The organism is Burkholderia sp. MSMB0856, assembly GCF_001524645.2.
Classification (GTDB): domain Bacteria; phylum Pseudomonadota; class Gammaproteobacteria; order Burkholderiales; family Burkholderiaceae; genus Burkholderia; species Burkholderia diffusa.
In genome coordinates, this window is the sequence record NZ_CP013427.1 from 2,472,078 (window position 1) to 2,491,408 (window position 19,331).

Annotated in this window: 22 protein-coding genes; 7 read left to right on the forward strand and 15 right to left on the reverse strand. The window is 65.6% G+C overall.

Going from position 1 to position 19,331, the window contains the following annotated elements; genetic code table 11:
- Positions 1-9 precede the first annotated feature (9 nt).
- Positions 10-630 carry an oligoribonuclease gene (orn, locus tag WS87_RS12715; protein WP_049030222.1) on the reverse strand — a complete coding sequence of 207 codons (621 nt, stop codon included), beginning with the start codon at positions 628-630 and terminating at the stop codon, positions 10-12.
- 117 nt (positions 631-747) lie between these two features.
- On the opposite strand from orn, the gene WS87_RS12720 reads away from it, so the two are divergent.
- From WS87_RS12720 to WS87_RS12730, 3 genes are read left to right on the forward strand one after another with little or no spacing between them, the layout of a single operon-like run.
- On the forward strand, positions 748-2,007 hold the full coding sequence (locus WS87_RS12720; protein WP_059816142.1) for a M48 family metallopeptidase: 1,260 nt from the start codon (positions 748-750) through the stop codon (positions 2,005-2,007).
- On the forward strand, positions 2,004-2,945 hold the full coding sequence (rsgA, locus tag WS87_RS12725) for a ribosome small subunit-dependent GTPase A (RefSeq protein ID WP_059816145.1): 942 nt from the start codon (positions 2,004-2,006) through the stop codon (positions 2,943-2,945). Before WS87_RS12720 ends, rsgA begins: the two co-directional genes overlap by 4 nt.
- Before the next feature lie 58 nt (positions 2,946-3,003).
- Positions 3,004-3,321: a putative signal transducing protein gene (locus WS87_RS12730; protein ID WP_059816149.1), complete on the forward strand. Its 318-nt coding sequence runs from the start codon at positions 3,004-3,006 to the stop codon at positions 3,319-3,321.
- Between the two features lie 78 nt (positions 3,322-3,399).
- On the opposite strand, the gene WS87_RS12735 is transcribed toward WS87_RS12730, so the two are convergent.
- The 6 genes from WS87_RS12735 to rpsP all read right to left on the reverse strand — a co-directional run bounded on the left by WS87_RS12735 (position 3,400) and on the right by rpsP (position 7,527).
- Positions 3,400-4,338, reverse strand: coding sequence for a CobD/CbiB family protein (locus WS87_RS12735; RefSeq protein ID WP_059523804.1), 939 nt, complete (start codon positions 4,336-4,338; stop codon positions 3,400-3,402).
- Between the two features lie 120 nt (positions 4,339-4,458).
- Complete coding sequence (locus WS87_RS12740) at positions 4,459-5,145, reverse strand: CoA pyrophosphatase (protein WP_059816153.1); 687 nt, start codon at positions 5,143-5,145, stop codon at positions 4,459-4,461.
- 87 nt (positions 5,146-5,232) lie between these two features.
- Complete coding sequence (rplS, locus tag WS87_RS12745; protein WP_006753174.1) at positions 5,233-5,625, reverse strand: 50S ribosomal protein L19; 393 nt, start codon at positions 5,623-5,625, stop codon at positions 5,233-5,235.
- A 133-nt stretch (positions 5,626-5,758) separates the two neighbouring features.
- Complete coding sequence (gene trmD, locus WS87_RS12750) at positions 5,759-6,553, reverse strand: tRNA (guanosine(37)-N1)-methyltransferase TrmD (protein ID WP_059816158.1); 795 nt, start codon at positions 6,551-6,553, stop codon at positions 5,759-5,761.
- Positions 6,553-7,230, reverse strand: coding sequence for a ribosome maturation factor RimM (gene rimM / locus WS87_RS12755; protein ID WP_059816162.1), 678 nt, complete (start codon positions 7,228-7,230; stop codon positions 6,553-6,555). The genes trmD and rimM overlap by 1 nt, the downstream gene beginning before the upstream one ends.
- Positions 7,231-7,272: 42 nt before the next feature.
- The gene (rpsP, locus tag WS87_RS12760) at positions 7,273-7,527 is read right to left on the reverse strand and encodes a 30S ribosomal protein S16 (protein WP_006476550.1); all 255 of its coding nucleotides are present in this window, start codon (positions 7,525-7,527) and stop codon (positions 7,273-7,275) included.
- Positions 7,528-7,680: 153 nt separating this feature from the next.
- Here rpsP and WS87_RS12765 point away from each other — a divergent pair, with 153 nt between their 5' ends.
- Positions 7,681-8,820 carry a PQQ-dependent sugar dehydrogenase gene (locus tag WS87_RS12765; RefSeq protein WP_059816167.1) on the forward strand — a complete coding sequence of 380 codons (1,140 nt, stop codon included), beginning with the start codon at positions 7,681-7,683 and terminating at the stop codon, positions 8,818-8,820.
- Positions 8,821-8,930: 110 nt separating this feature from the next.
- Complete coding sequence (locus WS87_RS12770) at positions 8,931-9,398, forward strand: NINE protein (RefSeq protein WP_059523814.1); 468 nt, start codon at positions 8,931-8,933, stop codon at positions 9,396-9,398.
- A gap of 22 nt (positions 9,399-9,420) precedes the next feature.
- On the opposite strand, the gene WS87_RS12775 is transcribed toward WS87_RS12770, so the two are convergent.
- Positions 9,421-10,599: a PA0069 family radical SAM protein gene (locus tag WS87_RS12775; RefSeq protein WP_059816170.1), complete on the reverse strand. Its 1,179-nt coding sequence runs from the start codon at positions 10,597-10,599 to the stop codon at positions 9,421-9,423.
- 91 nt (positions 10,600-10,690) lie between these two features.
- A complete protein-coding gene (locus tag WS87_RS12780; protein WP_006762687.1) occupies positions 10,691-11,179 on the reverse strand; it encodes an Lrp/AsnC ligand binding domain-containing protein in 489 nt (162 codons plus the stop codon).
- A gap of 144 nt (positions 11,180-11,323) precedes the next feature.
- On the opposite strand from WS87_RS12780, the gene WS87_RS12785 reads away from it, so the two are divergent.
- The gene (locus WS87_RS12785) at positions 11,324-12,610 is read left to right on the forward strand and encodes a D-amino acid dehydrogenase (RefSeq protein WP_059816173.1); all 1,287 of its coding nucleotides are present in this window, start codon (positions 11,324-11,326) and stop codon (positions 12,608-12,610) included.
- A gap of 187 nt (positions 12,611-12,797) precedes the next feature.
- Here the strand turns inward: WS87_RS12785 and WS87_RS12790 are convergent, their stop codons facing one another.
- The 5 genes from WS87_RS12790 to WS87_RS12810 form a co-directional block, all read right to left on the reverse strand.
- Entirely contained in the window at positions 12,798-13,733 is a 936-nt protein-coding gene (locus WS87_RS12790; protein WP_059816176.1) for an electron transfer flavoprotein subunit alpha/FixB family protein, read from the reverse strand.
- A gap of 16 nt (positions 13,734-13,749) precedes the next feature.
- Positions 13,750-14,499 carry an electron transfer flavoprotein subunit beta/FixA family protein gene (locus WS87_RS12795; protein ID WP_059678648.1) on the reverse strand — a complete coding sequence of 250 codons (750 nt, stop codon included), beginning with the start codon at positions 14,497-14,499 and terminating at the stop codon, positions 13,750-13,752.
- Positions 14,500-14,728: 229 nt separating this feature from the next.
- Entirely contained in the window at positions 14,729-15,523 is a 795-nt protein-coding gene (locus tag WS87_RS12800) for a MetQ/NlpA family ABC transporter substrate-binding protein (protein ID WP_059529974.1), read from the reverse strand.
- Positions 15,524-15,551: 28 nt separating this feature from the next.
- Positions 15,552-16,205 carry a methionine ABC transporter permease gene (locus WS87_RS12805; protein ID WP_059529977.1) on the reverse strand — a complete coding sequence of 218 codons (654 nt, stop codon included), beginning with the start codon at positions 16,203-16,205 and terminating at the stop codon, positions 15,552-15,554.
- On the reverse strand, positions 16,195-17,229 hold the full coding sequence (locus WS87_RS12810; RefSeq protein WP_059509785.1) for a methionine ABC transporter ATP-binding protein: 1,035 nt from the start codon (positions 17,227-17,229) through the stop codon (positions 16,195-16,197). Before WS87_RS12810 ends, WS87_RS12805 begins: the two co-directional genes overlap by 11 nt.
- Before the next feature lie 216 nt (positions 17,230-17,445).
- Between WS87_RS12810 and WS87_RS12815 the strand changes: the two genes are divergently transcribed.
- Positions 17,446-18,369, forward strand: coding sequence for an alpha/beta hydrolase (locus WS87_RS12815; protein ID WP_059816179.1), 924 nt, complete (start codon positions 17,446-17,448; stop codon positions 18,367-18,369).
- Positions 18,370-18,391: 22 nt separating this feature from the next.
- Here WS87_RS12815 and WS87_RS12820 read toward each other — a convergent pair whose 3' ends face one another.
- Entirely contained in the window at positions 18,392-19,315 is a 924-nt protein-coding gene (locus WS87_RS12820; RefSeq protein ID WP_059816182.1) for a histone deacetylase family protein, read from the reverse strand.
- Positions 19,316-19,331: the final 16 nt, after the last annotated feature.

A 19,331-nucleotide genomic window follows, 5' to 3' on the forward strand; every position in this document is an offset into this window, starting at 1 on the left:
CCGGCCCGCTCAGGCGGCCGGCGCGGACTCGCCTGCCGGCGCCGACGCGGCCGGAATCAGAAAATGCTCGCGGTAATACTTCAGTTCGTCGATCGACTCGTGGATGTCCGCGAGCGCCGTGTGCATCGCGCGCTTCTGGAAGCCCTTGTAGATCGCGGGCTGCCAGCGGCGGCACAGCTCCTTGAGCGTGCTGACGTCCAGGTTGCGGTAGTGGAAGAACCGCTCGAATTCCGGCATCCAGCGCGCCATGAAACGGCGATCCTGGCAGATCGAATTGCCGCACATCGGCGACTTGCCGGGCGATACATACTGCGCGAGGAACGCCTGCAGCTGCGCGGCAGCCTCCGCCTCGGTCACGGTCGACGCGCGCACGCGATCGATCAGGCCCGAGCGGCCGTGCGTCGACTTGTTCCAGTCGTCCATCTTCGCGAGCGTTTCGTCGCTCTGGTGGATCGCGAACACGGGGCCTTCCACCGCGATGTCGAGCGTGGAATTGGTCACGACGACCGCGATTTCGATGATGCGGTCGTTATCCGGGTCGAGGCCCGTCATCTCCATGTCGAGCCAGACGAGGTTCAACTCGTTGCGCACGAGCGCGGGCTGGCTGGCGGAAGCGGCGGTATCGGTCATGAGTCATCCTGGAAAATGGCGGACGGCGCGTGGCGCCGCCCGGGCGGCCGGCATCGCGTGAGCGGGCCCGGTCCGCAAGAACATATAATTCTCGCATAGAACCCTTTGGCGCCTTCGATGTCACCCTTTTCGTTCACCCTGCTGTTCGCGATCGTCGTGCTCGCGATGGTCGTCACCAAGCTGTGGCTCGCATCGCGGCAGATCCGCTTCGTCGCCGCACACCGCAACGGCGTGCCCGCGCAGTTCAGCGCCACCATTCCGCTGACCGCCCACCAGCGCGCGGCCGACTACACGGTCGAGCGCACCCGGCTGGCGATGTTTGAAATCGTCGTCAGCGCGGCCGTGCTGGTCGGCCTCACGCTGCTCGGCGGCGTCGGCGCCCTCGACACGCTGCTGACGGGCTGGTTCGGCCGCGGCTACGGTCAGCAGGTCGCGCTCGTCGCCTGCGTGCTCGCGATCATGAGCGTGATCGACGTGCCGTTCGAGTATTACCGCCAGTTCGGGATCGAACAGCGGTTCGGCTTCAATCGCATGACCAAGCGCCTGTTCTTCACCGACATGCTGAAGAACACGCTGCTCGGCGCCGTGCTCGGCCTGCCGCTGCTGTTCGTCGTGCTGTGGCTGATGAACCAGGCCGGCAGCCTGTGGTGGCTGTGGACCTGGATCGTCTGGGTCGCATTCCAGATGCTCGTGCTGCTGATCTACCCGACCTTCATCGCGCCGATCTTCAACAAGTTCGAACCGCTGAAGGACGAAGCGCTGCGCACGCGCATCGAGTCGCTGATGAAGCGGTGCGGCTTCGCGGCGAAGGGCCTGTTCGTGATGGACGGCAGCCGTCGTTCCGCGCACGGCAATGCGTACTTCACGGGCTTCGGTGCCTCGAAGCGGATCGTATTCTTCGACACGCTGCTCGCGCGGCTGTCCGGCCAGGAAATCGAGGCCGTGCTCGCGCACGAACTCGGCCACTTCAAGCGCCGCCACGTAATGAAGCGGATGCTCGTGTCGTTCGTGCTGAGCCTCGTGCTGCTCGCGCTGCTCGGCTGGCTCGCACAGCGCACGTGGTTCTATACGGGGCTCGGCGTCACGCCGTCGCTCGACACGAGCAACGCGGGCGCCGCGCTCGTGTTGTTCTTCCTCGCGATCCCCGTGTTCCTGTTCTTCGCGACGCCGTTCAGCAGCCTCACGTCGCGCAAGCATGAATTCGAGGCCGATGCGTTCGCGGCCAGCCAGACCGATGCGCAGGATCTCGTCAGCGCGCTCGTGAAGCTTTACGAGGACAACGCGTCGACCCTCACGCCGGACCCCGTCTACACGGCCTTCTACTATTCGCATCCGCCGGCGTCGCAGCGGATCGACCGCCTGATGCAGCACGCATGAGCCGGCCGACCTCCCGCAAGCCGGCTCCGCGCGCATCGGGCGCGCCGCGTGTCGAAGGCCGCGTGATCGCGGCGCACGGGCGCCACTATATCGTCGCGCCCGACGACGGCGGCCCGATGCTGCAGTGCTTCCCGCGCGGCAAGAAAAGCGAGATCGCGGTCGGCGACCGCGTCGTGTACGAACAGGCGTCGGCCGACCAGGGCGTGATCGTCGAGATCGGCGAGCGGCGCAACCTGCTGTACCGCTCCGACCAGTTCAAGTCGAAGCTGTTCGCGGCCAACCTCGATCAGTTGCTGATCGTGCTCGCGACCGAGCCCTATTTCAGCGAGGATCTCCTCGGCCGCGCGCTGATCGCGGCCGAAGCGAACGAACTGAAGCCGCTCGTCGTGCTGAACAAGATCGACGTCGAGGCCGCGCTGCCGGTCGCCCGCGAGCGCCTCGCGCCCTACCGCGTGCTCGGCTACGACGTGCTCGAACTGTCGGTGAAGGGTGCGCCCGACGATGCGCGCGCGCAACTGATGCCGCATCTGGCCGGGCATTCGACGATCCTGCTCGGCCAGTCCGGAATGGGCAAGTCGACGCTCGTGAACCTGCTCGTGCCCGATGCCGAAGCCGCGACCCGGGAAATCTCGGCCGCGCTCAACAGCGGCCGTCACACGACGACGTTCACGCGCCTCTACCCGCTCGACGGCGGCGGCGCGCTGATCGATTCGCCGGGTTTCCAGGAATTCGGCCTCTACCACCTGACGGAAGGCCGCCTCGAGCGCGCGTTCCCGGAATTCCGCCCGCTGCTCGCGGACTGCCGTTTCTATAATTGCCATCATCTGCACGAGCCGGGCTGCGCGATTCTCGAAGCCGTCTCCGACGGCCGCATCTCACCGTCGCGGCATGCGCTTTACGCTCAGCTCGTGCACGAGGCGAGCCAGATCGTCCGCTGACCGCACGGCGGGCAGAAGGCGGCCGGGGCTGACCCGGCCTTCACCGACAGGAGCCGCGATGCGTTTCAAGGCCCCCGATCTCGCCACCGCGCAGCATTGGGCGAATGTGCTGCAGGCGGCCGGCATCGGTTGCGAACTGCACAACTGCTACGCGACCGGCGCGCTCGGCGGCCTGCCCGCCGACGCGTGCGCCCCCGAGCTGTGGCTCGACGACGAGCGCGATGATGCGCTCGCTCGGCGGCTCCTCGATGCGGCGTCGCATGGCCCGTCGGCCGGCGCCGCTCCGTGGCGCTGCCGCCAATGCGGCGAGGCGCTGGAGGCCCAGTTCACCGCCTGCTGGCAATGCGGCGCCGTACGCGATCCGCTCGACGACTGAGCGGACTGACCTGGCACATAGCAAAAAGGCCGGCATGAAGCCGGCCTTTTCGTTTCATCACGCACCTGCGCTGCCGCGTCACGACACCCAGACGGCCAGCGTCAGCATCAACAGCAGAATCATCCACAGGATCACGGCGCGCCAAACCAGGCCGACCGCGGACTGCAGCGTGCGCGGCGTGCAATCATCACCGACCGTCAACGGGCCGCTGTCGCCGACCGCCAACGCGTCGAGACTCGACGGTTCCGCGAGCGGCCCCGCGAGGCGCGCGCCGAGCGCGCCGCTACCGGCCGCGAGCAGCACGCCGTCGTTCGGGTCGGGCCACTGGCGCGTGTGATTGCGCCACGCGTAGATCGCATCCTCGAAGTTGCCAACGATCGCGAAGCCGAGTGCGGTCAGTCGCGACGGAATCCAGTCGATCACGAAGAACGCGCGCTGCGCGAACGTCGAGAACGCGGCGGTGCGATCGTCGCCCGGCGTCGACCAGCTGCGCGCGAGATATTCGGAGATGCGGTACAGCACGGCACCGGCCGGACCGATGGGCAGCACGTACCAGAAGAACACGCCGAACACGTGGCGATGCGACGCAACGACCGCATGAATCAGCGTATGGCGGACGATTTCGCCGACCGGCATGTCGACCGTGTCGAGGCCCGTCCACTCGTGCAGGATTTCACGCGCGCGCGGCACGTCGTCGTTGTTGAGCGCGAGATGGATATCGGTGAAATAGTGGCTGAACTGGCGGAAGCCGAGCGTGAAATACACGACGACGACGTTCCAGATGAACGCGAGCACGAAGCTCACCTTGAACAGCAGAAAGTAGATCAGCGCGACGATCAGCACCCACGGCAGCACGACTGCAAGCCATGCGAGCACGCCATGCTTTTGCTTGCCGGCGTCGAGGCCATGCGCGACGGTTTCCGCATGAAACTGGAACAGGGCGAACACCGGATTGCTCGGCGACAACGCGCGGACCTGTTCGATGATGAGGGCGAGAAGAACCGAAAAGAAAGTCATGCGTGGCGCCGTCTTCGGAGTTATGTCATTTTTTGCATAACGATAGCACAGCGTAAGCGGCGCATGGCTGCCGACGCGACGGGCCGGCAGCCGGCCGCGTGCGCGGGTTCGGGCCGGATGCTATCCGGCTGCCAAGAAGCGGTACAGATTGCGCAACATGCCGGCAGTTGCGCCCCAGATGAAGTAATGCCCGGCCGATTCGCCGTTCGGATAGGGCATCGCAAAAAAACGACGCTCGCCGCCTTCCCAGCGGAACACGCGCACCTGGTGGTTCGCCGGACTCATCAGGAACGCGAGCGGCACCTCGAAAATCTCGGCAACCTCGAACGTGTCGGCCTGCACGGTAAACGGCGGATGCACGAGCCCCACGATGGGCGTCACGCAGAAGCCGGTCCCCGTCAGGTAGTCGGGCAGCGCACCGAGCACCTCCACCGGTTCGGCGGCCAGTCCGATTTCCTCCTTCGCCTCGCGCAACGCGGTCGCCGTCGCATCGCGATCGAACGGCTCGCGACGGCCACCGGGGAAACTGATCTGCCCGGCGTGATCGTTCAGGTGGTCGGCGCGCTGGGTCAGCAGCACGGTGAGGCCGCCCTCGCGAACGACGAGCGGGATGAGGACGGCGGCGCTGCGCGGATCGACGCCCTCCTGCAGCCGTACCTCTCCAGGCTCGACGCTCCATTCGAGCGTGCGCGCGAAACGCTCGCGCAGCCCGGGCGGCGTCATCAAGCGGGTTTCGATGGACGGCAAGCCGGCGCCAGTGCCTTCGACCGGCAGCACTTCGGGATCAATGATGGGGCGGCGATTCAATGGGGATCTCGAGTTCGTGACGTATCGAGCATATTGTCGCGCCAGAATGAAAAAAGCACCCGGAAGGGTGCTTTTTCCTTACAGCTCTTACTCTTGGGAAGCTGCTGCGGCGCGATCCTTCGACACCAGCTTTTCCTTGATTCGAGCCGACTTGCCCGAACGCTCGCGCAGGTAGTACAGCTTCGCGCGACGCACATCACCGCGACGCTTCACGACGATGCTCGCCAGCAGCGGCGAGTAGGTCTGGAACGTACGCTCGACGCCTTCGCCCGACGAAATCTTGCGGACGATGAAGTTCGAGTTCAGACCACGGTTGCGAATCGCGATCACGACGCCTTCGTACGCCTGAACGCGCTTGCGGTTACCTTCAACCACGTTCACGTTCACGATCACCGTGTCGCCCGGGGCGAATTCGGGGATCGTCTTGCCGGCGAGCGCGCGCTCGATCTCTTCCTGCTCAAGTTTTGCGATCAGATTCATCACTGACTCCTAAAGCCATCTTGTCGGCGTTTGCACCCGCCTGCTTCCAGGCTTGGCCCCGATAGAGGATGGATTCACATCAGGCACCGCGCACGCATGCACGGCACCGCCAATTCCCGCCCGCGCCGCCGCCTCAGGAGGCGTTCTTCGCTTCGCGCGCGAGGTTCGCAAGCCATGCCTCGTCGGCACGGCTCAACAACTTCTCGCGGCGCGCCCGGACGATCAGGTCCGGCCGCTTCCGCAATGTATTCCTCAATGCTTCCTGGCGCCGCCACCGCTCGATCTCGGCATGATGGCCGCCGAGCAGCACGTCCGGCACACGCATTCCCTCGTATTCCTCGGGGCGCGTGTAATGCGGACAATCGAGCAGCCCGTCAGCGAAGCTGTCCTGCACAGCCGACTGCGCGTCGTTCAGCACGCCGGGCAGCAGGCGCACGACGGCATCCATCATCGCCATCGCCGGCAGTTCACCGCCGGACAGAACGAAATCGCCGAGGCTGACTTCCTCGTCGACGCACCGGTCGAGCAGACGCTGATCGATCGCCTCGTAGCGGCCGCACAGCACGATGACACCAGGCTCCTGCGCCATTCGCACCGCACGTTCGTGCGTGAACGGTGCACCTTGCGGCGACATCATCACCACACGCGTGCTCGCGACCCCCTGCTCCGCCTGCGCTGCTTTCGCAGCGCCGATCGCGGCCTCGAGCGGCCTGGCCAGCATCACCATGCCCGGACCGCCGCCGTACGGACGATCGTCGACCGTGCGGTAGTTGTCCGTCGTGAAATCACGCGGATTCCAGGTGCGCAGCCCGAAGCGCCCCTGCTTCACGGCCCGGCTGGTGATTCCCCAGTCGGTCAGCGCGCGGAACATTTCGGGAAAGAGCGTGACGACGTCGAACTGCACCGCGCTCTCCGTAACCTGGTTCATTAGTAATCGGCTTCCCAGTCGACGACGATGCGACGTGCCGCCTGATCCACCGTTTTGACGTAGACGCCGACGAACGGAATCAGCCGTTCGTCGGTGGTCGGCCGACCATCCTTGCCGACTGCCGGATACTCGACGCGCATGATCGAATGCACGCCGTTGTCGATCATCCCGCTCACCGTCCCGAGCGCCACCGATTGCTCGTTGACGACCTCGAGGCCGATCAGGTCGACCCAATAGAATTCGTCCGCGGCCAATGCCGGAAAATCTTCCCGGCGCACGAACACGCGAAAGCCGCGTAAAGCCATTGCGGCATCGCGGTCGCTGACACCCGCGGTATGCGCGACGACTGTGTCGCCGTGCGTCTTCGACTGCAGGATGCGGGCGGACAACCGCTCCCCACCCCGTTCCAGCCACCAGCGGCGCGCCTTGAGCAGCGCATCGCCGCCGCGACCGGCGTCTGCATGCGTCGCCACCTTGACCCAGCCTTTCAGGCCATAGGCGTCGACGACCGCCCCGACCTCGACAGCATCGTCGGGCCAGGCTTGTACTGCCTCGAGACTGCCCTGCTCGGCAGCCACACCGGCGCTCGCGACAGTGTCGCGCTCGACCGGCTTGCGGACGAATGCGCCAAATGACGCTCGCCCGCGCTTTGCGTTACCGGAATCGTGACCGGACATCAATGCTCCTTGCAGCCGGCACGACCGGCACACCGCGCCATGTTAGGCAGCCGGTTGCGCCTTTTGCGCTTCCTTCACGAGACGCTGGACGGTCGGCGACAGTTGCGCGCCAACGCCTTGCCAGTACGTCAGGCGGTCCTGAGCGATACGCAGCGATTCGCCCTTCGTGGCGACCGGGTTGTAGAAGCCGACGCGCTCGATAAAGCGGCCGTCACGACGGTTGCGCGAATCGGTAGCGACGATGTTGTAGAACGGGCGCTTCTTCGAGCCGCCGCGAGCCAGACGGATGATAACCATATGAAATCCTTCGGGAAAACCGGGTTCGAAACTACTGAAACGTGCGATTATAGCCGGAAACCAAAGCCACAACAAACACTTACGCGCAAAAATTCCACGGACGCCCTGCACGCCGGGCATACAATCGTCGTGTCCTCGACGCTTACCGCCGCCATGCCGCCACCTTGCGTCACCCCGGCGCGCCGCGCGCAGCACCGCCTCGCGGGCTTGCTGACCGGCCTCGTTGCCTGCCTCGCAGCCACCGCGGCTTGCGCCGCAACGCCAGCGGACAAACTCGTCGTGCCACCCGGCTTCCACGTCGACGTGCTGACCGACGCCGTGCCAACCGCCCGCGAAATGGCGTGGTCGCCGCGCGGAATTCTGTATGTCGGCTCGCGGGAAGGCCGCGTGCATGCATTTGTGATGCAGGAGGGCCGGATCACGACCCGCTACGTGATCGCATCGGGGCTCGACATGCCCGTCGGCGTCGCGTATCGCGACGGCGCGCTCTATATCTCCGCCGTGTCGCGTATTCTGCGCCTCGATCACATCGACGACCGGCTCGCCAGGCCTCCGGCGCCGGCGGTCGTGACGGATGCGCTGCCGACCGATCATCATCACGGCTGGAAATTCATCGCATTCGGCCCCGACGGCAAGCTCTACGTGCCGACCGGCGCCCCATGCAACGTGTGCCTCGCCGATCGCGATCGATACGCGATCATCGCACGCATGAACGCGGACGGCAGCGGCCGGGAAGTGTTTGCCCGCGGCGTGCGCAATACCGTCGGCTTTGCCTGGCACCCCGAGTCGCGCGAGCTGTGGTTCACCGACAACGGGCGCGACTTGATGGGTGACGACGTGCCCGACGACAAGCTGAATCGTGCGCCGCGCGCAGGCCTCGATTTCGGCTTTCCATACTGCCACGGCGGCGACACGCCCGACCCTGAATTCGGGAGCGCCGACGTGTGTCGCCGCTACGCGCCGCCCGTGCTGAAACTCGGCGCGCACGTCGCGGCACTCGGCATGCGCTTCTATACGGGGACAATGTTTCCGGCGTCATATCGCAACAACATCTTCATTGCCGAGCATGGTTCGTGGAATCGCAGCACGAAGGTCGGCTATCGCGTAATGCGCGCGGTCGTGTCGGCCGACGGCAGCCATGCAAGCCAGACTCCGTTCATCACAGGCTGGCTGCGCGCGGACGGCACCGTGTGGGGGCGCCCGGCCGACGTACTGCCGCTGCCGGACGGCTCGCTGCTCGTCAGCGACGATTACGCAGGCGCCATCTACCGCATCACCTATGCGGCACCTTGACGCAGGCAAGGGGTGACCCGGCCCGACCGGGCATCGTAGAATGCGTGCCGGGCCGAGCGCCCCGCGCCGGCCTGCCGGCCGCCCATGCCAACGATAATCCGCCGCCATCCATGTCCAGCAGCACCGCATCGTCCCGCCGCTTCCGCTCCAAGACGCTCACCGCCGCCCTCGCATTCCTGCTCGGTTCGCTCGGTGCGCACCGCTTCTACCTGTACGGCTTTCGCGACGTGTACGGTTGGGCGCACCTGCTCGCGACGATCGTCGGGATCCCGGGTTTCCTGCTGCTCGCCGCGACCCAGCGCAGTGCCAACCTCGGCTGGTGGCTCGCCGTGCCGGGTGCGATCTCGCTTCTGGCTGCGTTCCTCGCCGCGCTCGTCTACGGCCTGCGCCCCGACGAGAAGTGGGACGCGCAATTCAATGCCGACACCGGCAAGCACAGCCAGTCAGGCTGGACGGTGATCTTCATCGTGATCTTCTCGCTGCTGATCGGTGCGTTCCTGCTGATGACCGCCCTCGCCCTGTCGTTCCAGACGTACTTCGAATCGCAAGTCGAAGCGGCAAAGCAAATCTCGCAGTAAGCGCCAACACGCGTCGGGCAGATCAGAACAGGCTCAGTTGCACGTCGTCACGCGACTTCGTGCCGGTCGCGCCCGCCACCGTGCGCTGCGCTGCCGCCCCGGTCGCCGGCGCACCGCGAAACTGCGACAGATCCAGAATGCCGTTCGCACGCTCGTTCAACCCTAGCCGCTTCACGGCCTGACGGAACCGCTGCCGCAACAGGTCGGCCCAGATTCCCTCGCCCTTCATCCGCTTCGCGAAATCCGAGTCGTAGTCCTTCCCGCCGCGCATGTCGCGCACGCGGTTCATCACGCGCTCCGCGCGATCGGGGAAATGCGCGGAGAGCCAGTTCTTGAACAGCGGCGCGACCTCCCACGGCAACCGCAGGATGATGTAACTCGCGTGCGTCGCGCCGGCTTCCGCACAAGCTTCCAGCACACGCTCCATGTCCGGCTCGGTGACGAACGGGATCATCGGTGCAATGCTGACGCCTACCGGCACGCCTGCATCGCGCAGCGCGCGGATCGTGCGCAGCCGGCGCGCCGGCGTCGCCGCACGCGGCTCGAGCGTGCGCGCGAGATCGGCATCGAGGGTCGTGATCGTGACCGCGGCCATCACCTGCCCGCGCTCGGCCATCGGGGCCAGCAGATCCAGATCGCGCTCGATCAGGGACGATTTCGTGATCGCGGCGAACGGCAGCCCGTGATCGTGCATCACCTGGATCACGCTGCGCGTGATGCGCAAATCGCGCTCGACCGGCTGGTATGCATCGGTGTTGACGCCGAGCGCGATCGGCTCCGGCACGTAGCGCTTGCGCGAAATCTCGCGCTCGAGCAATTCGGCCGCGTTGACCTTCGCATAGATGCGGCTCTCGAAATCGAGCCCCGGCGACAGACCGAGGTAACTATGGGTCGGCCGTGCAAAGCAGTAGATGCAGCCATGCTCGCAGCCGCGATACGGATTGAGCGACACGCTGAACGGTATGTCCGGTGACTGGTTGTGCGTCAGGATGCTCTTAGCGTGCTCCTCGAACACCTGCGTGCGCAGCGGCGCGGGCAGATCGGCGTCGTCCGATTCGTGTGTCCAGCCGTCGTCGACCGCTTCGCGCAGCGCCGTTTCGTATCGCCCCTGGAGGTTGTCGACCGCACCGCGCCCCTTGCGGGGCGCCGGCGGCGCTATCGGAAATTCGTTGTCGGACTGACCGTCCATGCGCTCACCCATTCGCCTGCACCCAATACTGTACATTTATACAGTATTGGGTGCAGCATGCCAAGGGCGCGATAGAGGGACGGACTGCCGGCAGCAGCCACGGTCATTCGCCGACCGAGATCGTCAGCGTCTCCTTGATTTCTTCCATCACGACATAGCTCTTCGACTGCACCGCGCCGGGCAGCTGCAGCAGGATGTCGCCCAGCAGCTTGCGATAGTCGGCCATTTCACCGATGCGTGCTTTGATCAGGTAATCGAAGTCGCCGGACACGAGATGGCACTCGAGCACCTCGTCGATCTTCATCACTTCGCGCCGGAACTGCTCGAACATGTTGCCGCCCTTGTGGCCGAGCGTGATCTCGACGAACACCAGCAACGCGGCGCCGAGCTGCCCCGGATCAACGCGTGCGTGATAGCCGGTGATGACACCGTCGCGCTCCATGCGCCGCACGCGTTCGATACACGGCGTGACGGTCAGCCCGACCTGCTCCGCGAGGTCCTTCATCGCCATCCGGCCGTCGTCCTGGAGCAGTTTGAGGATGCGCCGGTCGAGCTTGTCGAGCGAGCGTACTGGCTGGCGTTGCGTTCTCATTTGTTTATGCTGAAAACCTGAAAAATACGATAACAAAACCTACACATTCGACAATACCATAGCGCAAAAAACTAGATCAGCTAGAGGTTACACGGAGACGCACGTGCGCCCGGCCTCGCCCTGATCCTTCCATCTGGAGCAGCTATGCGAGTCGTCATTCTGGGCAGCGGTGTGGTGGGCGTGGCAAGCGCGTATTACCTCGCGCGCGCCGGTCATGAAGTCACGGTGATCGACCGGGAAGCCGGCCCGGCGCTCGAGACGAGCTTCGCGAACGCAGGTCAGATCTCGCCCGGCTATGCCGCGCCGTGGGCCGCGCCCGGCGTGCCGCTGAAGGCCGTCAAGTGGATGTTCGAGAAGCACGCGCCGCTCGCGATCCGCCTCGACGGCACGCGCTTCCAGCTCCAGTGGATGTGGCAGATGCTGCGCAACTGCACGGCCGAGCGCTATGCAGTCAACAAGGGCCGCATGGTCCGCCTCGCCGAATACAGCCGCGATTGCCTGCAGGCGCTGCGCGCCGACACGGGCATCCAGTACGAAGGCCGCACGGGCGGCACGCTGCAGCTGTTCCGCACGCAGCAGCAACTCGACGGCGCGGCGAAGGATATCGCGGTGCTGCAGGAAGCGAACGTGCCGTTCGAACTGCTGTCGCCGGCCGAGCTCAGGAATGCCGAACCGGCGCTCGCCGCCGTGTCGCACAAGCTGACGGGCGGCCTGCGCCTGCCGGGCGACGAAACGGGCGACTGCCAGTTGTTCACGACGCGCCTCGCGGCGCTCGCGGAATCGCTCGGCGTGAAGTTCCGCTACAACACGCCGATCGACGCGCTGGCGATCGCGGGCGGCAAGATCGCCGGCGTGCAGTGCGGCAGCGAGACGGTGCGCGCGGATGCATACGTCGTCGCGCTCGGGTCATACTCCACCAGCTTCATCTCGAACCTGATGAAGATCCCCGTCTATCCGCTGAAGGGCTATTCGATCACCGCGCCGATCGTCGACGAGACGGCCGCGCCCGTGTCGACGGTGCTGGACGAAACCTACAAGATCGCGATCACGCGTTTCGATCAGCGCATCCGCGTCGGCGGCATGGCGGAGATCGTCGGCTTCGACAAGAACCTGCGTGCCGCGCGTCGCGAGACGCTCGAAATGTGCGTGAACGACCTGTTCCCGGGCGGCGGCGACACGTCGAAGGCAACGTTCTGGACCGGCCTGCGCCCGATGACGCCGGACGGCACGCCGATCGTCGGCCGCACGCCGGTCTCGAACCTGTTCCTGAACACCGGCCACGGCACGCTCGGCTGGACGATGTCGTGCGGGTCGGGCCAACTGCTCGCCGACCTGATTTCGGGCAAGAAGCCGGCAATTCAGGCCGACGACCTGTCGGTGCATCGCTACCTGAAGGACGTGGCCGGCCAGACGCGCCCGGCATACGCATAAGTCGTAACGGTCCGCCGCGACGCAGGCCGGTCCGCATCAACGAAAAAGGCGCCCACGGGGCGCCTTTTTCGTTACAGCGAATGCGTTGCGGGCTCGAAACAGCGCTTCCGTCATCGCACAAAAAAAGGGGCGCTCATCGCGCCCCTCGTCTTGCGTACTTGCCGCCGAAGCGTCAAGTCACACCGTGTCAGCCCAGTTCGTTCACGAGTTCCGGCACGAGCGCGAACAGATCGCCGACGAGGCCGTAGTCGGCCACGCTGAAGATCGGCGCTTCGGGATCCTTGTTGATCGCGACGATCACCTTCGAATCCTTCATGCCGGCCAGATGCTGGATCGCACCCGAGATGCCGACCGCGATGTACAGCTGCGGCGCGACGATCTTGCCGGTCTGGCCGACCTGATAGTCGTTCGGCACGTAGCCGGCGTCGACTGCCGCGCGCGACGCGCCCAGTGCTGCCGACAGCTTGTCGGCCAACGGCTCCAGCACCTTCGTGTAGTTCTCGCCGCTGCCCAGACCGCGGCCACCCGACACGATGATGCTCGCCGACGTCAGCTCCGGACGATCCAGCTTCGTCACTTCACGGCTCACGAACTGCGACTTGCCCGCATCGGCCGCCGCTTCGATCTTCTCGACCGATGCGCTGCCGCCTTCGGCCGCAACCGGATCGAAACCCGTCGCACGCACCGTGATCACCTTGATCGGATCGCTCGACTGCACCGTCGCGATCGCGTTGCCCGCGTAGATCGGACGCTCGAACGTGTCGGCCGAATCGACCGCCGTGATGTCCGAAATCTGCGCGACGTCCAGCTTCGCGGCGATGCGCGGTGCGACGTTCTTGCCGTAGGCGGTTGCCGGCGCGAGGATGTGCGAATAGTCCTTCGCGATGTTCAGCGCGGTCGCCTCGACGTTTTCCGCCAGGCCCGCTTCGAGCTGCGGCGCGTCGGCCAGCAGCACCTTCGACACGCCTGCGATCTTTGCTGCCGCATCGGCCGCGCCCTGCGCGTTGTGCCCCGCGACCAGCACGTGAATGTCACCGCCAATCTTCGCTGCCGCCGCCACCGTGTTCAGCGTCGCGGCCTTGATCGACGCGTTGTCGTGTTCTGCAATCACCAGAATCGTCATTTCTTTCCGCTCCCTCTTACAGCACCTTGGCTTCGGTCTTCAGCTTCTCGACCAGCGTCTTCACGTCCGGCACCTTCACGCCGGCCGCGCGCTTCGGCGGCTCGGCCACCTTCAGCGTCTTCAGACGCGGCGTGACATCCACGCCGAGGTCTTCCGGCTTCACCGTTTCCAGCGGCTTCTTCTTCGCCTTCATGATGTTCGGCAGCGTCACGTAGCGCGGCTCGTTCAGGCGCAGGTCCGTGGTCACGACTGCCGGCAGTTGCAGCGACAGCGTTTCCGCGCCGCCGTCGACTTCACGTGCGACCGTGGCACGGCCATCGGCGATCGTGACCTTCGACGCGAACGTCGCTTGCGGCAGGCCAGCCAGGGCGGCCAGCATCTGGCCCGTCTGGTTCGAATCGTCGTCGATCGCCTGCTTGCCGAGGATCACGAGTTGCGGCTGTTCCTTGTCGACCAGCGCCTTCAGGATCTTCGCGACGGCCAGCGGCTCGACGCTGTCGTTCGACTCGACGAGGATCGCGCGATCGGCACCGATCGCCAGCGCCGTGCGCAGCGTTTCCTGCGCTTGCGTCACACCGACCGACACCGCGATCACTTCGGTCGCCACACCCGCTTCCTTCAGGCGCACCGCTTCTTCCACCGCGATTTCGTCGAACGGGTTCATCGACATCTTCACGTTCGCGATGTCGACGCCGGTGTTGTCCGACTTCACGCGGACCTTCACGTTGTAATCGACCACTCTTTTCACTGGCACCAGGATTTTCATGCACACGCTCCAAAGTTACGAATACGACCAGAGGCCATTCTATAGCGAGGCCTCATGACTGCGCGGCCAAGCGGACCAATCCATCGCGGCTATCGAGGATAGCGCTCCTCTTCGGTGCGCCGGCAATAGCGAACGGTCGTTCTATTTTAAAAGAGAAAAAACCCGGACGCAAAGCCCGGGTTTTCGATCATCGACTCTAATCGTCACCGGGCGCGCCCAGCACCACGTATCACCAGGCGGCGATGACCGCGCCGCCGAACTTCTGTTCGATGAACTGCTTCACTTCCGCGGAATGGTAGGCCGCGACCAGCTTCGCGACCCACGGCTTGCTCCGGTCGGCCTCGCGAATCGCGAGGATGTTCGCGTAAGGGCCGTTCGGACCCTCGATCGCGATCGCGTCCTGTTTCGGCTTCAACCCCGCTTCCATCGCATAGTTGGTGTTGATCGCCGCAGCGTCGACGTCGCCGAGCGAGCGCGGAATCTGTGCCGCATCGAGTTCGACGATCTTCAGCTTGCGCGGATTGTCGACGATGTCGAGCGGCGTCGCCTTCAGCCCGGCGTCCGCACGCAGCTTCAGCAGGCCCTGCTTCTGCAGCAACAGCAGCGCGCGGCCGCCATTGGTCGGATCGTTCGGCACCGCGATGCGCGCGCCGGGCTTCAACTCGGCCAGCGACTTCACCCGCTTCGAATAGATGCCCATCGGGAACGTGACGGTATCCGCGACCTTGATCAGCTTGTAGCCGCGATCCTTCACCTGCGCCTGCAGATAAGGATCGTGCTGGTAGCTGTTCGCGTCGAGATCGCCCGACGCGAGCGCCGCGTTCGGCTGCACGTAATCCGAGAATTCGACGATGCGGATATCGAGGCCGCTCTTGGCCGCGACCTTCTTCACCACGTCCATGATCTGCGCGTGCGGACCGCCCGTCACGCCCACCTTGATGGTTTCGGTCTGCGCGTGCGCGCTCGCGAACAGCGCGGCCGCGCCAAGTGCGGCCGCGAACTTCAGCATGAAACGTCGTTGCATCGTCTCCCCCTACCCATGAATGTCGTTATTACTTGTGGCTCAGCCGGCGCACGAGCCAGTCGCCGAACGATTGCACGATCTGCACGAACACGATCAGGATCGCGACGACCGTCCACATGACTTCCGGCAGATAGCGCTGGTAGCCGTAACGGATGCCGAGATCGCCGAGCCCGCCGCCGCCGATCGCACCGGCCATCGCCGAGTAGCCGACGAGCGACACGAACGTAATCGTCAGGCCAGCGACGATGCCGGGCAGCGATTCAGGCAGCAGCACCTTGAACACGATTTGCGACGTCGTCGCGCCCATCGACTGCGCGGCCTCGATCAGCCCGCGGTCGACTTCGCGCAGCGCCGTCTCGACCAGCCGCGCGACGAACGGCGCGGCCGCGAGCGTCAGCGGCACGACCGCCGCAGCCGTGCCGATCGACGACCCCGTGACGAGCCGCGTAAATGGAATGACCGCAACCAACAGAATGATGAATGGCGTCGAGCGCACCGCGTTCACGATGCCGCCGAGCACGCGATTCACGCCGAGGTTCTGCAGCACGCCCTGGCGGTCGGTCAGGTAGAGCAGCACGCCGAGCGGCATCCCGACGAGCGCGCCGACCGCTCCCGAGATGCCGACCATGATCAGCGTCTCCCAGAACGACTGCACGAACATATCGAACATCTCACTCAACATACGAAAGCTCCTCTACCACCACACCTTGCTCGCGCAGGAACGCGAGCGCCTGCCCGACCTTGCCCGGTTCGCCGCCCGCGAGCACCGCGAGCGACCCGAACGCCTGCCCCTGGATCTCGTCGATCTGGCCGTGCAGGATATTGAAATCGAGTTCGTACCGGCGAATCGTCTCCGACAGGATCGGCTGGTCGACACCCGAGCCTGTGAATGCGAGCCGCAGCAAATGCCCGCTGCCCGTCTTCAGCCGCTCGGCCACGCGTGCCTTCAGCGCGGGCGGCAGTTCCTGCGCGATCACGTCGCCGATCAGCGCGCGCGTCACTTCGTGATGCGGCTGCAGGAACACGTCGATCACGCGGCCTTCCTCGACCACGCGACCCGCGTCGAGCACCGCCACGCGATCGCACACCTGCTTGATCACTTCCATCTGGTGCGTGATCAGCACGATCGTCAGGCCGAGTTCGCGATTGATGCGCTTCAGCAGGTCGAGGATCGCGCGCGTGGTCTCGGGATCGAGCGCCGACGTCGCTTCGTCCGACAGCAGCACCTTCGGCTTGCTCGCGAGCGCGCGGGCGATGCCGACGCGCTGCTTCTGGCCGCCGCTGATCTGCGCCGGGTAGCGGTCCTTCTGCGCGGACAGCCCGACGAGATCGAGCAGCGGCAGCACGGCGGCCTCGATGTCGGCACGGCTCGCGCCAGCCAGCTCGAGCGGCAACGCGACGTTGTCGAACACCGTGCGCGACGACAGCAGGTTGAAGTGCTGGAAGATCATGCCGATTTCGCGGCGCGCTTCGCGCAGTGCGCCGGCCGGCAGCAGCGTGAGATCGCGCCCGCCGACGACGACGTTGCCTTCGGTCGGCCGCGTGAGCAGGTTGATGGTGCGCACGAGCGTGCTCTTGCCGGCGCCGCTTCGGCCGATGATGCCGAACACCTCGCCCTGAGGGATCGTCAGATTGACGTTGTGCAATGCGTCGACCCAGCCGGTCGGCCCGGGGAAACGCTGCGACAGATTGCGTAATTCGATCATGTAAACAAAACGGCGGCCGACAGGCGAAGCCCGCCAGTCGGCCGCCGATGCATCTGGAATAGCCGGCGATTTTACCGCAAACGCCTCATTCCACTTAATAATCGATTTCGATCTTTTCATAACCAGACGAAATTAGAGGGGCACTGCTGGCCCGCCGTGCGAGTGCCGCGACTATGATCCGGAACACCGATGCCAACTAAACAGGGGACCCGCCAGATGACCGCCACCACGACGCAGACCGCCGCGCCCGCCGCCTCTGCGGCACTGGACACGGCAGCGCCGCCCACTCCGCGGATGGGCCGGCTGCGTACCGCGGACGGGCTCGAACTGGCGTCGTATCGCTGGCCGGCCGGCGACGGCACGGAGCCGCCGCGCGCGACGATCGCGCTCGTGCATGGCCTTGCCGAGCATGCGGGCCGCTACGCGGCGCTCGCGGCCAGATTGAACGCGGCCGGCATCGACGTGCTGGCGATCGATCTGCGCGGGCACGGCCAGTCGCCCGGTAAGCGCGCGTGGGTCGAGCGTTTCGACGATTACCTGAACGATGCGGATGCCCTCGTCGCCGAAGCTGCCCGCGACGATACGCCGCTCTTCCTGATGGGCCACAGCATGGGTGGCGCCGTCGCGGCGCTGTATGCGATCGAACGCGCGCCGGTTCGCGGCCATGCGCTGGCGGGCCTCGTGCTGTCGAGCCCGGCGCTCGCGCCGGGACGCGACGTGCCGCGCTGGATGCTCGCGATGAGCCGCTTCATCAGCCGCGTGTGGCCGAGCTTCCCCGCGATCAGGATCGACGCGGCGCTGCTGTCGCGCGATCCGGCCGTCGTCGCGGCCAATCGTGCCGATCCGCTCGTGCACCACGGCGCGGTGCCGGCGCGCACCGGCGCCGAGATCCTCGATGCGATGGCGCGCATCGAGCGTGGTCGCAGCGCGCTGCGCGTGCCGGTGCTTGTCTATCACGGCACCGAGGACAAGCTGACCGAACCGGACGGAAGCCGTGCGTTCGGCGCACGCGTCGGCTCGCCAGACCGCACGCTGACGCTATACGAAGGCGGGTTCCACGAAACGATGAACGATCTCGAGCGCGACCGCGTGATCGATGCGCTGATCGCATGGATTCACTCGCACGTGCCGGCACGCTGAACGCGCGCCGGCTCGCTCCCGGTCAGATGCCGGCCAGCACGCGCAGGTGCGCGACCACGCTGCGGCCGAGCGCGGACAAGTTGTAGCCACCCTCGAGGCAGCTCACGATGCGGCCCTGCGCGTGCCGGCGCGCGACGTCGACGATCTGCGTGGTCAGCCATTCGAAATCGGCCTCGACGAGACCGAGGTTGCCGATGTCGTCCTCTCGATGCGCGTCGAAACCGGCCGACACGAACAGCATCTGCGGCTTGAACGCGTCCAGACGCGGCAGCCAGGACATGTCGACCGCTTCGCGGATCGCCATCCCGTTGCTGCGCGCAGGCATCGGCAGATTGACCATGTTCGGCGCCTGGTGATCGACGCCCGAGAACGGGTACAGCGGATGCTGGAAGAAGCTGCACATCAGCACGCGCTCGTCGTTCGCGAACGCGGCTTCGGTGCCGTTGCCGTGGTGAACGTCGAAATCGACGATTGCGACACGCTCGAGGCCATGGACATCGAGCGCGTGCCGCGCGGCGATCGCGACGTTGTTGAAAAAGCAGAAACCCATCGCGCGCGCGGGTTCCGCGTGATGGCCGGGGGGCCGCACGCTGCAGAACGCATTCGCGTAGCGGCCTTCGATCACGGCGTCGGTCGCCGCGATCGCCGCGCCGGCCGCACGCAGCGCGGCGCGCCACGTGTCGCGGTTCATCAGCGTGTCGGGATCGATCTCGACGTAGCCGTCAACGGGCGTCATGCTGCGGATGTAGTCGATGTGAGCCTGCGTATGCACGCGGCCCAGCGCCACCTCGCTCGCGAACGGCGCGGTTTCGTGCACGATCAGGTCGTCGATGCGGCTCGCGATCATCTGATCCTGGATCGCCGACAGGCGGGCCGGGCATTCCGGATGCCATTCCCCCATCTCGTGCAGCATGCAGTCGGGGTGCGTATAGAAGGCGGTTGCCATAAGCTGTCATCCGCGA

Bases quoted from the DNA above. Each gene is read 5' to 3' on its own strand.
- orn (WP_049030222.1), bottom strand. From the start codon at position 630: ATGACCGATACCGCCGCTTCCGCCAGCCAGCCCGCGCTCGTGCGCAAC.
- WS87_RS12720 (WP_059816142.1), top strand. From the start codon at position 748: ATGTCACCCTTTTCGTTCACCCTGCTGTTCGCGATCGTCGTGCTCGCG.
- rsgA (WP_059816145.1), top strand. From the start codon at position 2,004: ATGAGCCGGCCGACCTCCCGCAAGCCGGCTCCGCGCGCATCGGGCGCG.
- WS87_RS12730 (WP_059816149.1), top strand. From the start codon at position 3,004: ATGCGTTTCAAGGCCCCCGATCTCGCCACCGCGCAGCATTGGGCGAAT.
- WS87_RS12735 (WP_059523804.1), bottom strand. From the start codon at position 4,338: ATGACTTTCTTTTCGGTTCTTCTCGCCCTCATCATCGAACAGGTCCGC.
- rplS (WP_006753174.1), bottom strand. From the start codon at position 5,625: ATGAATCTGATCGCAAAACTTGAGCAGGAAGAGATCGAGCGCGCGCTC.
- trmD (WP_059816158.1), bottom strand. From the start codon at position 6,553: ATGAACCAGGTTACGGAGAGCGCGGTGCAGTTCGACGTCGTCACGCTC.
- rimM (WP_059816162.1), bottom strand. From the start codon at position 7,230: ATGTCCGGTCACGATTCCGGTAACGCAAAGCGCGGGCGAGCGTCATTT.
- rpsP (WP_006476550.1), bottom strand. From the start codon at position 7,527: ATGGTTATCATCCGTCTGGCTCGCGGCGGCTCGAAGAAGCGCCCGTTC.
- WS87_RS12765 (WP_059816167.1), top strand. From the start codon at position 7,681: ATGCCGCCACCTTGCGTCACCCCGGCGCGCCGCGCGCAGCACCGCCTC.
- WS87_RS12770 (WP_059523814.1), top strand. From the start codon at position 8,931: ATGTCCAGCAGCACCGCATCGTCCCGCCGCTTCCGCTCCAAGACGCTC.
- WS87_RS12775 (WP_059816170.1), bottom strand. From the start codon at position 10,599: ATGGGTGAGCGCATGGACGGTCAGTCCGACAACGAATTTCCGATAGCG.
- WS87_RS12780 (WP_006762687.1), bottom strand. From the start codon at position 11,179: ATGAGAACGCAACGCCAGCCAGTACGCTCGCTCGACAAGCTCGACCGG.
- WS87_RS12785 (WP_059816173.1), top strand. From the start codon at position 11,324: ATGCGAGTCGTCATTCTGGGCAGCGGTGTGGTGGGCGTGGCAAGCGCG.
- WS87_RS12790 (WP_059816176.1), bottom strand. From the start codon at position 13,733: ATGACGATTCTGGTGATTGCAGAACACGACAACGCGTCGATCAAGGCC.
- WS87_RS12795 (WP_059678648.1), bottom strand. From the start codon at position 14,499: ATGAAAATCCTGGTGCCAGTGAAAAGAGTGGTCGATTACAACGTGAAG.
- WS87_RS12800 (WP_059529974.1), bottom strand. From the start codon at position 15,523: ATGCAACGACGTTTCATGCTGAAGTTCGCGGCCGCACTTGGCGCGGCC.
- WS87_RS12805 (WP_059529977.1), bottom strand. From the start codon at position 16,205: ATGTTGAGTGAGATGTTCGATATGTTCGTGCAGTCGTTCTGGGAGACG.
- WS87_RS12810 (WP_059509785.1), bottom strand. From the start codon at position 17,229: ATGATCGAATTACGCAATCTGTCGCAGCGTTTCCCCGGGCCGACCGGC.
- WS87_RS12815 (WP_059816179.1), top strand. From the start codon at position 17,446: ATGACCGCCACCACGACGCAGACCGCCGCGCCCGCCGCCTCTGCGGCA.
- WS87_RS12820 (WP_059816182.1), bottom strand. From the start codon at position 19,315: ATGGCAACCGCCTTCTATACGCACCCCGACTGCATGCTGCACGAGATG.